This window comes from Candidatus Omnitrophota bacterium (assembly GCA_018894435.1).
GTDB lineage: Bacteria > Omnitrophota > Gorgyraeia > JAHIPI01 > JAHIPI01 > JAHIPI01.
Window position 1 is genome coordinate 1 of sequence record JAHIPI010000010.1, and the last position, 11,443, is coordinate 11,443.

Sequence of the window (11,443 nt, forward strand, 5' to 3'; positions counted from 1 at the left end):
TACAAAATATTGTCGCCTGTAATACAAAGGCGCGCTTATTCTCCTTTTTTAAAAATCCGGATAAGCACGAAAATAATACAAAATTCACCATCACTATTATAAACGAAACACCGTATGCGCCCGTTATATCGGCTATCTGTATCAAGAGGGGGTTTTTATACTGGGAATATCCGAGTAAGCCCCATGGAAATCCTGTAAAAAGCCACCCGCGCAGGAATTCTACAAAGACCCATAGAGACGGGATAATCACGCATAACAAAAAGGATAACCGTGAATTCTCAAATTTTCTAAAAAATATACTGGATAAGAGGCCGAATAGCCCGAAGAATAAAGAAAGGTAAAGTATTAAAACAGGATACCCCAGTTTAGTGACATAGGTAAGCCAATAGAGGGTCCCCGCGAAAAAAATCGCGCCTGTGAGGTATGAAAAAATAAAAGCCCTTACGGGTGACGACGTTTTAATAACAAAAAAAAGCGGCACAAGTGCAAACCACGCCAGAAGAGATATTTCGAAATTAGGGAAAGATAAAATCAAAAGGATAGCTGAACAAAAAAGGGGACAGGCTACTTTTTTACCAAAGAAATAAAAATCCTGGAAAAAGTAGCCTGTCCCCTTTTTATTCATTTTCCACAGCACTTTTTATATTTTTTCCCGCTGCCGCATGTGCAGGGGTCATTCCGGCCGACTTTGGGTTCATGCCTTTGATACGGCGCGCTGGGGGCGCCTTTCGCCTCCGGCCTGTTTAGATCGCCCGGCTCGGGGACTTTTCGCGCTCTCTTTGCCTGCGTCAGGGCAGAATGCTCGCTGTGTATAAACTCCTGGTTTCGGAAAACGGGCTCGGCGGCCTCCACCTCTTTCTTAACCGCTTGTATCCTGAATAACCGCTCAAGCGTCTTCGCCCGAACCGTCTCCTCCATTTCGAAAAAGAGTTTATGGGCTTCATGTTTATACTCCAAAAGCGGATCCTTCTGGCCGTAGGCCCGCAATTGAATGCCTTCTCTCAGGTAGTCCATAGCGTGCAGATGGTGCATCCACTCGGAATCCACCACCCGAAGCATCTCAAATTTTTCTATCTGCCTTAATATCTGGGGGTCTATCATCTTTTCCCTATATTCATAGGCGGCCTTCGCCCTTTCGGCCATCTTTTCAAGTATCTCATCGCGGCTGCCTGATTCAAAGTCTATACCTTCCGGGTTTATCATAAAATTCATCTTTAGATATTGGGAAAGTTTGGCAATATTCCATTCTGCCGGATTTTGAGGAAGATATTCGTCTAGGATAGAACCAAGTGCGTCATCTATCATCTCAAATACCTTCTCTTTAACGTCTTCGGTTCCTATTATGCTGTTTCTATAGTTATAGACCTCTGTCCTTTGAATATTCATGACATTGTCATATTCGAGGGTATGTTTTCTATAGCTGAAATTCTGCTCCTCCACCCTTTTCTGGGCGATCTCTATGCTCTTGGTTATCATAGTATGCTCTATGGGCATGCCCTCTTCCCATTTGAAAAATTCCATAAGGCGCGCTATCCTGTCTGAGCCGAATATCCTCATAAGGTCGTCCTCGAGCGAGAGATAGAACCTGCTTGAGCCGGGATCCCCCTGCCTACCCGCTCTCCCGCGCAGCTGATTGTCTATTCTGCGCGACTCGTGCCGCTCTGTGGCTATGACATGAAGTCCGCCCTTTTGGGACACACCTTCCCCAAGTACGATATCAGTGCCGCGGCCTGCCATGTTTGTGGATATTGTAATCGCATATGGCTGGCCGGCTCTTGTGATGATCTCCGCCTCCTGGGCATGATACTTGGCATTCAGGACGTGATGCGGGATACCCATCTTCGTAAGTATACTGCTTAGTTTTTCGGACTTTTCTACGGAGATAGTGCCGATTAAAATCGGCCTCCCTATTTTGTAAAGTTCCGTTATCTCATTACACGCCGCGCTGAATTTCTCCATCTCCGTCTTATACATCAGGTCGGGATATTCATGCCTTATAAGCGTCTTATTGGTAGGAACGGTCACAACATTCAGCTTGTATATTTTTTTAAATTCAGAGGCCTCTGTCAATGCCGTTCCTGTCATTCCCGCAAGTTTGGAATACATCCTGAAATAATTCTGGAACGTTATCGTCGCAAGCGTCTGGGATTCCTTCTGTATATCAAGGCCTTCCTTGGCCTCCAGTGCTTCATGTATGCCGTCTGAAAAACGGCGGCCCGGCATCATCCTCCCCGTAAACTCATCCACGATGACGACTTTATTATCGCTTATGACATATTCCACATCTCGGTGGAAAAGAACATACGCCTTCAAAAGCTGCCTAAGGTTATCGAGCCGTCTTATTCTGACCTCATACCCTGCCATTCGCTCGGCCTCTTTAATTTTTTTCTCTTCATCGCTTAAAGAATCGTCTTTCCTTATCGCGCCCAATATATCGTCTATATCTTCCACCTCGAGCTGGCCGGGGAATACTCTGAGAAATTCGTCCTGTCCCTTTGCGGCAAGGATAACGTCGCGGGTCTTTTCGTCGTAAACGTAATATAATTCGGATTCTAGGCGCAATTTTTCCGCCTCAAATCCTTTCCTCTCAAAAGAACTTATTACTTCGTCAAGTTTCCGTTTAAGGGAAGGATTATTTGCTATCAACCGCAAGAGCCGCGGCTCTTTGGGGGAACCTTTATGGATAATATATAAGCTTTCTTTGAACTCTTCGGTATCAGTTTTGTTTTCTCCTATGAGCTTTTCTATTTTATCAAGATAGCTTTTTGCAAGAGACTCCTGCCTTTGATGCATCTTCGCCACAAATGGTTTTATTTCGTCATAACGGTGGATTGTCTCTTCAACCGGCCCCGATATTATAAGCGGCGTCCTCGCCTCGTCTATAAGGATGCTATCGACTTCGTCCACGATCGCGTAGTAAAATCCGCGCTGGACCCTATCTTCCCTCCTAAGTTTCATATTATCACGGAGATAATCGAACCCGAATTCATTATTGGTCCCGTAGGTTATGTCGCAGTTATACGCTCCCTGCCTCTCCGCGTCATCCATATCATGCTGTATGACGCCGATTGTCATTCCCAGGAATTCATAAACGGGCCCCATCCAGCTTCTGTCGCGCTTGGCCAGATAATCGTTCACTGTGACAAGGTGCACCCCTTTACCGGCCAAGGCATTAAGATATATAGACAGTGTCGCGACAAGCGTCTTTCCTTCTCCCGTCGCCATTTCGGCTATCATTCCGCGATCGAGGACTATACCACCCAGTATCTGGACATCAAAATGCCTCATATTTATAGTCCTCTTTGCTGTCTCCCTCACTACGGCAAATGCCTCCGGAAGAATCTCTTCCGATGCTCTGCCTCTCATATATTTAAGCTTCTCTTTTACCTTCTCCTTCTCTTCCTGAGATACTACTTCCCCGAGGTTTTTCTCAAGCGCTTCTATCTCTTCCGAGTATTTGTTGAGATTTTCCTGCACTTTCCGGCGGAAAAAATCGGTCTTGGCGCGAAGCTCGTCGTTGGAAAGTTTGCATAGCGCGCCTTCAAAAGAATTTACCTTATCCAGAATGGGCCGTATCTGGTTTAATACTCTTTGGCTTTCTGTGCTGAATATATTAAACATTATTTTTTCTCCGCTGCCATTTTTAAATACGCCTCCATGAAACCGTCCAGATCTCCATCCATAACTGCCGAGACATTTGACGTCTCATAATCCGTCCTGTGGTCCTTTACCATGGAATAGGGGTGCATTACATATGAACGTATCTGGCTTCCCCAAGCGATCTCGCTCTTTTCGCTGTAATGTTTTTCAAATGCTTTCATCTTCTTTTCTTTCTCAACCTCATAGAGACGCGCCTTTAGCACCCTTAAGGCCACAATCTTATTCTTGTGCTGGGAACGTTCGTTCTGGCACTGCACGACTATGCCGCTTGGATTGTGCGTTATCCTGACGGCAGAATCCGTAACGTTGACATGCTGGCCGCCGGCGCCGCTTGAGCGGTAGGTGTCTATCCTCAAATCGGATTCGTTTATCTTTATATCTATGTCGTCTGCTATCTCCGGGATCACATCGGCTGACGCAAAGGATGTGTGCCTTCTTTTATTTGCGTCAAAGGGCGATATCCTTACGAGGCGGTGCACGCCGTTTTCCGCTTTTAAATATCCGTAAGCAAAGTCCCCTTTTATTATCACCGTTATATTCTTTATGCCGGCCGTCTCCCCCTGAAGGTAATCTATGATAGATACGGAAAAACCCTTTTTCTCTGACCATCTGGAATACATCCTGAATAACATATTGGCCCAATCGCACGATTCTGTTCCGCCGGCGCCTGCGTTTATACTCAAGATCGCGTTCGCCCGGTCTTCTTTTTTTGACAAAAGGCTCTTGAACTCCAGGGAGTCAGATTCTCTCTGCACACCGTCTATATCTTTACTCAATTCGACGATGGTTTCGGAATCGCTTTCATCGACTATTTCAATAAGCTCTTTTATTTCCGCGCATTTTTTTGCAATAAGGGCATACGGATCGTTTATGCTCTTGGCGGATTTCAATTCATTTATAAGCTTCTCCGCCCTTTTGGAATCGGTCCAGAAATCTGCCTTTGCTATCTCGGCCTCAACGTCTTTTATGGTCCGGACCTTATCGTCGATAGCCAGATATGTCCCTATCTGGGCCAGCTTCTTTTCCAATTGTGTTATGCGTTCTTTCAATTCTTTAAGCATCTTGCCTCTATTATAATGCCTTTACCGACGGCGGTCAAGCTTTGCGAACTGCTCCTCTATCTTTTTCCTGCGTAATACGTGGTGATAGCCTATCGCGAACCGGTGCGCTTCGTCCCTTAAGCGCTGCACAAGATGAAGGATGGGCGATGAATGCGAAAATATTATCGGCTCTCGTTGATCCTTTAAATATATATGTTCGAACTTTTTCGCTATGCCCATAACCGGCAAACTGCCGAAACCTGTTTCCCGAAGAACGGATAAGGCCGCATTAAGATGTCCCTTTCCTCCGTCAATAATGACGAGATCAGGGGCGGGGAGCCTCTCTTTTCTCACTCTTTCATATCTGCGTCTTACTACCTCGCGCATCATCTCGTAATCATCCGCGCCCGAAACAAAACGTATCTTGAATCTTCTGTAATCGTCTTTCGCCGGTTTTCCATCTATAAAACTGACCATAGAGCCGACTGCCTCTTTTCCGCTTATGTTGGATATATCAAATGCCTCTATTCTCCGTAGCGGTCTTCTTAGCTTCAAAAGATACCGCAATTCTTCCAATTCGCCATAAGGCGTTACTCCGGACTTGGCTTTAGGTACTACCTTAAGCGCCATAATCCTGTCTCTTAAGACCGCGGCCCTCTCATAATTCCTATTATCAGCGGCTATCCGCATCTTACTGGATAATTCCCGAACAAGGCCGCGCCTATCCCCTTTTAAAAACATCTTTATCTCTTTCGCTATATCAGCGTATGTTTTTTTGCTTACCGCTTTCACGCACGGCCCGAGGCACTGGCCTATGCGGTAATTAAGGCAGGCCTTTTTTGGCATACGGTTGCAGGTTCTTAGCGGAAACATCCTCTTCATTATGGCTACGGCTTTACGCAAAAGTTTTACGTCTGTGTAAGGGCCGTAAAAAATCCATTTTTTTTCATCTGCTCGGCGCGAAGCGCCTGTTTTGCGCACAATAATAAGCCGGGGATATCTTTCGCTCTTTGTCAGCGCCAAATAAGGATATGACTTATCGTCCTTCAGTTCAATGTTGTAACGCGGCCCGTATTTTTTTATAAGCGCCGATTCCAGTATAAGCGCCTCTGCCTCTCGGCCCGTAACCAAACAAGCTACATCCGCAATCTTTTCCACCATAAGGCCGATGCGGCGGGATAAGCCTCGGCCGTCTCTAAAATAAGACGAGACCCGCCGCTTTAAAGACGCGGCCTTCCCTATATATAGAATCGCGCCGCTTTTGTCTTTCATCATATAAACGCCCGGAAGCTCGGGTATATCCTTTATCTTTTCTTTATCCATGAAAATACCGTATTGATCTCGCTTACTCTAAGCGCGATTGAACCAAGAATGTAAACGACGACACTTATCGCGATTAAAAATACGAGATTGAATATATCCTTTATGCCGTTATCCCATGTAATCGCCGACAGAAGAGTGAAGGTAACAAAACCCATTAAAAATGACGCGCCGAGAATCTTCATGAAAGACTCTAGTATCTTTCTGCCGCCGAAATGGCCTATTTTTCTTCGGAGCCTTATGTAAAGAGATCCGAAATTTATGAAACCCGCTATGGATGTCGCTAACGCGAGGCCGGCGGCTTTAAGCGGCCACATAAGAGTGAGATTCAACGCTATATTACAGAACAAAGTGTAAAAAGATACTTTTAACGGAGTGACTGTGTCGTGCATGGAGTAAAAAACGCTCACTAATATCCTCATGCCTCCATACGCCACGAGGCCTATCGAATAACATAAAAGCACTCCGGAGGTAATCAAAGTAGCGTAGCTGTCGAATTCGCCCCTTTCAAACAGGACTTTTACTATCGGCTTAGACAGGACCATAAGGCCTACAGCCGCCGGGACCGTAAAAAATAGCATGGTCCTCAGCGAAAACGAGATCGTCTCTTTCAGTTTTTCCATGTCCTTTGCGGCAGCATGAAAAGACATGGTAGGAAGCGCTGCCGTCGCCAACGATATACCGAAGACGGCAAGGGGAAGCTGGAAAAGGCGGTTGCCGTAATAAAGAGCGGCTACTGCCCCCTTTCCTGTTATAAAGTCAAGGGATGCCAGTATCCTGTTTACTATAACATTCACCTCATAAATACCCGCCCCCATCATCCGCGGTATAAGAAGCTTACCGGCTTTAAGAGCGCCTTCATGCTTAAAGCCCGCTTTCAGGTCTAAAAAAGGGCCAAACTTCAAAACTGTAAAGAGCTGAACCAGAAGTTGTACTATCCCTCCTACTATCACCGCCGCCACTACATGCATAATCGTGACATTGGGGTAAAATATAAGCATGCCGCCTATAATGATCGCGTTAAACACGATTCCGGAAATAGCCGGCGCCTTAAAGTGCTTCAGGGTGTTCAGGATACCCATGCACACCGTAGCCAACCCTATAAGCAGTATGTAGGGAAACAATATACGCGTAAAGCGTACCGTAAGAGTGAATTTTTCCGGGTCCTTCATAAACCCCGGGGCTATTATCCTGACTAAAAGCGGAGATATGAAAATACCTATTATTACAATTACCAAAAGTACCACAAGAAAAAGGTTGAAGACGACGTTTGCGAGCCGCCAAAATTCTTTCCTTCCCTTCTTTTGGTCACACTCAGCAAGTACCGGCACGAGCGCTGTGTTTACCGCGCCCTCTGCCGCAAGCTCTCTAAGGGCATTCGGTATAGTAAAGGCCATAAGAAACGCTTGTATAGCGCTCCCTATACCAAAAAATTTTGCAAATAGTATCTCTCTTATGAGGCCCAATACGCGGCTTCCCATAATCCCTGAGCTCACTATAAAGGTGGATTTAGCCAGTCTTTTTTCGGTTGTCATTTTGCCCTATTCTTCCAAGTTTGCAAAATGATCCTGCTCCCCGAAGGGGAGAAGGAACTCATTTTTTATTGACATTGACAGTATTTTTTGCTATTCTTATTATCTTAACAAACCAAAGATTAAAGGAGGAACAATAAATTGCCTACACGTAGAGCCGCTTACAAGGCACTTAGGTCCGATGTTAAAAAACGCGAACGCAATACCGTCTTCATGTCAGAACTTAAAACGCGTGCGAAAAAATTGGAACATCTGATTGCCGAAAAAAAGAAAGATGAGGCGAAGAAATATTTTGACATATTGACGGTCAAATATATGAAGGCCGCCTCCAAGGGGACCATCCACAAGAAAACGGCATCCAGAAAAATCTCGCGTCTCGCCAAGAAAATAAACGTTATTAAATAAGATTTGCGGTATTTCCTGAGCAAATTTTTATTATAAGCATCTCAAGGGCATCCTGTGGTTTTAGATGCCCTGTTTTTATTCCATAGTCCGCCTCTAACAGGCACTCAAGGCTCTTTTCTATTTCCCTCTTCGTAAAAACCCGGGCGTCCTTAACCCTCTTTACCTTTCTAAGCCGCCATCCTATCAGGCCCAGGATCTCCGGCACGGCCTTTCTGGCTTTTAATAACTCGTTTGATATAAGAAGCGACCTCTTGGCGTCTTTCATGCTAAGAGCATCCACCAGATCAAATACGCTTCGCATGAGAGAGACGCCGGTCAGTTTCTCTACGTGATCTTTAGTTACCAAGGGCTCTTTGCCGGCATAGGCCACCAATTTTTCTATCTCATTTATAAGGCCGCCCATGTCTTCTTCCTTGATCTCAGCTAACATGGCCGCCGCTTCATATCTTATGGGTTTCGCCCTCTTCTTAAATTCTGCCTGAATCCAGGAAACCAGTCTATCCCCTTTCGGAGGTATAAAAGCCATTTCTTTTGCGTAGGCCCTTATACTCGCATAAAAATCTCCCTGCAATTCTTCCATGGAAAGATCTATGACGAGGCATGAATTTTTGGATGGATTCTTCGCGTATTCCGCAATCAAACTCTTTTCTTTTTCAGAAGCAGAAACGAAACTGCTTATAACAATAAGCCTTTTTGCCGATATGATCGGCGCGCTCCTAAGAGCGTCCAATATATCTTTAGCGTCGCATCTTCCCATCTCATAGGTATTAAAATTAAAGGCCTCGCTCCCCTTTTCGAGCAAGGCCGTTTTAAGCTTTTCTATGGCTTCTTTTTTCAGGTACTTTTCGTCGCCTTTAAAAATATATACCGGGGAAATTGCGGGCATAACACTGCTTACCCCGTTAGACTTCCAACTGACTTTATCCATTTTTCGAACTTTTGTTTTTGCACACTCGTGCCCTACCGAATAATTTTATCTTTACCACTATCTAAGGCTTCTTGAGAAGTCTAACGGGGCTTACCACCCCTCTACAGTTCTTTCAACAACACGCCGCGCAAGATCTTTTATTGCCTCATCGCGCGCTGTATCTTCCGATGTAGCATACCTGCCCATCGTGTTGTATGTTGCCTCTCCCGCGAAACCTTTTTCCGTCCACATCACCTTGTCACTGGGTCTTTCTATAAGCTTCATATCCAGTACTATCCTGATCCTGTACTCCTCTACATTATCCGCGTTATCATATCGGAGAGCTTCCTTTATATAATTGGTAAGCGTCCCCTCAAGCACCAGGTTTGCCTTATCCTTCTGGGCTATTTTTAGATTACCGTCAAATGCGAATCTGTCCACGATGGCGTTTGTAATATCATTTTCTATGCCCGGCCTGTATATGGCGTATTTGTTGTCTTCCGTGACTTCGCTTCCCACTGCTATAGTGCTTTTAAAATTACCCACACATATACTTTTTAAATTTTCCGGTAAAAGGCTCCTGCCGCTGTATCCGCAGCCGGAAAATATGAAAGCGCAAAATGTTAAAATTAATAAAAAAGATATTTTCTGTGCCATTATTCGGACCCAGCTCCTCTCTTTTCAAGCCGCGTAACCTTTTCAATGGCCCTTGCCGCGATAGCGGTATCGCTGTAATTTTCCGCCACGTCCTTATAATACACAAGGGCGCTTTGCGGGTGGCCGTTTCTTTCGTAGAATTCGGCGGTCTCAAACGTGCTCATCGCCTTCTTCTCCCTCAATCGATCAAGCGCTGTTCTCGCTTCCTGATTCAGTTCGATATCAGCGGTCTCTTCTATGAGCCTTTTATATTCATCTATCGCCCTATCGGTAAATTCCTGGTCATACGCCGGATCCCTGGAGACATAATAAGTAGAAAGAGCTATCTGATACTTAGCGTCTTCGACGAGGGGACTCTTCGGGTAATCGTCTATCAATTTCTGGTACGCGAGCACTGCCTCTTCATAGAAACCGTCATTTTTATATGCCTCTCCTATTTTAAATTGGGACAGATCCGCATATCGTCCGTAAGGAGCGTTCTCGACGACTTTCGTAAAGACTTCTACTGCTTTATCCATAGCCGGCAATATCTTAAGCCCCATTATTTTGGCTTTCTGGCCTTCTACGAATAAGCTGCCTATTTTATATTCCCGCTCTATGATCTCGTCGACTCTCTCGTTGTAAGGATATTTATCTATTGTTCTCTGATAAGCCAAAAAGGCCTCATAATAATCATCTATCGCTTCGTAAGAGCGGCCTGCATAATATTGAGCCGCGGGTGAATGGATAGAATTGGGGTAATTTTTTATAAGCTTTTCGAATTCGGCGATAGCCTTTGTGTATTCGCCCCCATCGTAGAAGCTCATAGCCCATTCTATTTGTTCATCGGGCGTATCTTTGACGGCGTATTTTGGATTACTCCATTTGTTATTGCGGGGCGTCCATATCCAGTAGCTAAAAGCAGAATCGGAAAGCAATATCAACGTAAATAGTATAATTAGGGTATAAAAGTATTTTTTATGCATAATAAACTTATTAACATGTTCCGAGATCATCGGATTAAATATATCACAGCCGGTTATGTTTGTCAATCCTTTCGTATGGGAGGGTAGCTGAAAAAACAAGGGCATCTGCCTATTTTATAAGTAAGAATGTACATTCAAAAATAGGCGTGTGCCCCTAAAACTTCAATACGTAGCCGTCTCTAATTTTGTTACGTATTCAGAGAGATTATTCCTGTCTTCTTTCGCGACTTCCAAAAACTGGTTGCCAATCTCGTACTGATCCCCCGAAGGAACCTTCCTTATCCATGCCACTTTGGATATTGCTTTTATTGGGCGGGGATTGGCCGGTAAAAATACTTCCACGACAAGGCGGCTGGCTAAAGGTAAAAATTCGTTTGCAATAAAACGAACTCCGCCTTCTCCTACGTCCCTAGTAATAGCACCTATAGTGCCTTCTGCTAATTGCCGTAACTTCTTATACTGCAATGGGATAGTAGAATTTACACGTCTATGTTTTCGCCTTTCATTTGGATAGTTTATCACGCTTTTTATCCCCTTAATTACAAATAAGTATATCACGCCTATATCGCTTTGTCAATAGAAATGCAGAAAAATACTATAGATTTGGTATACTCCTCAATTTTCGATAAATATGGATTAAAAATCGGTTCAATTTGTCGCGCTCGAGCACCATAAAAAGTATAAAATAATAAAGCGGGATAACTGTCCTGCTAACCGGCACCGATTTGAAGTAGGCAAAAGGTATTTTTGAAGAGAAGTCAAGAATCCGTAAAAGTACTGCTATGAAAAATTCGGCCGATTCCTTAAACGCCCCGCTTAAAGCGCCCAAAACCCCGGAAAAGATAAGCGCGGATATCGAAAGGGACATTATTATAAAGAGGCATGGTATTGCCAGAATATTAACGGCTAAGGAAACAAATGAAATAAGGTTAAAAGAGTATAATATGACAGGGAAAA

At 44.5% G+C, this 11,443-nt stretch carries 11 protein-coding genes; 1 reads left to right on the forward strand and 10 read right to left on the reverse strand.

From position 1 onward, the window contains the following. The 5 genes from KKI13_00770 to murJ all read right to left on the reverse strand — a co-directional run. Nucleotides 1-625 (reverse strand): hypothetical protein (locus tag KKI13_00770; protein MBU4487587.1); only part of this gene is annotated, 625 nt, incomplete at its 3' end. After that, the gene (gene secA, locus KKI13_00775; protein MBU4487588.1) at nt 622-3,621 is read right to left on the reverse strand and encodes a preprotein translocase subunit SecA; all 3,000 of its coding nucleotides are present in this window, start codon (nt 3,619-3,621) and stop codon (nt 622-624) included. The genes secA and KKI13_00770, both read right to left, overlap by 4 nt. Continuing rightward, a complete protein-coding gene (gene prfB, locus KKI13_00780) occupies nt 3,621-4,721 on the reverse strand; it encodes a peptide chain release factor 2 (protein ID MBU4487589.1) in 1,101 nt (366 codons plus the stop codon). The genes secA and prfB overlap by 1 nt, the downstream gene beginning before the upstream one ends. A 21-nt stretch (nt 4,722-4,742) precedes the next feature. Then, nucleotides 4,743-6,023 carry an excinuclease ABC subunit UvrC gene (locus KKI13_00785; GenBank protein ID MBU4487590.1) on the reverse strand — a complete coding sequence of 427 codons (1,281 nt, stop codon included), beginning with the start codon at nt 6,021-6,023 and terminating at the stop codon, nt 4,743-4,745. Then, nucleotides 6,005-7,555, reverse strand: a complete 1,551-nt coding sequence (murJ, locus tag KKI13_00790; GenBank protein ID MBU4487591.1) for a murein biosynthesis integral membrane protein MurJ — start codon at nt 7,553-7,555, stop codon at nt 6,005-6,007. The genes KKI13_00785 and murJ overlap by 19 nt, the downstream gene beginning before the upstream one ends. 138 nt (nt 7,556-7,693) lie before the next feature. Here murJ and rpsT point away from each other — a divergent pair, with 138 nt between their 5' ends. After that, nucleotides 7,694-7,957, forward strand: a complete 264-nt coding sequence (rpsT, locus tag KKI13_00795; GenBank protein ID MBU4487592.1) for a 30S ribosomal protein S20 — start codon at nt 7,694-7,696, stop codon at nt 7,955-7,957. Here the strand turns inward: rpsT and holA are convergent. From holA to KKI13_00820, 5 genes are all read right to left on the reverse strand, one after another. Continuing rightward, nucleotides 7,950-8,885, reverse strand: coding sequence for a DNA polymerase III subunit delta (gene holA / locus KKI13_00800; GenBank protein MBU4487593.1), 936 nt, complete (start codon nt 8,883-8,885; stop codon nt 7,950-7,952). The genes rpsT and holA overlap by 8 nt on opposite strands. Before the next feature lie 90 nt (nt 8,886-8,975). Further along, nucleotides 8,976-9,521, reverse strand: coding sequence for a hypothetical protein (locus KKI13_00805; protein MBU4487594.1), 546 nt, complete (start codon nt 9,519-9,521; stop codon nt 8,976-8,978). After that, nucleotides 9,521-10,552 carry an outer membrane protein assembly factor BamD gene (gene bamD, locus KKI13_00810; protein MBU4487595.1) on the reverse strand — a complete coding sequence of 344 codons (1,032 nt, stop codon included), beginning with the start codon at nt 10,550-10,552 and terminating at the stop codon, nt 9,521-9,523. Before bamD ends, KKI13_00805 begins: the two co-directional genes overlap by 1 nt. A gap of 96 nt (nt 10,553-10,648) precedes the next feature. Continuing rightward, nucleotides 10,649-10,951, reverse strand: a complete 303-nt coding sequence (locus KKI13_00815; GenBank protein MBU4487596.1) for a PilZ domain-containing protein — start codon at nt 10,949-10,951, stop codon at nt 10,649-10,651. 130 nt (nt 10,952-11,081) lie between these two features. Then, a partial coding sequence (locus tag KKI13_00820) for a ComEC/Rec2 family competence protein (protein MBU4487597.1) occupies nt 11,082-11,443 on the reverse strand: 362 nt, incomplete at its 5' end.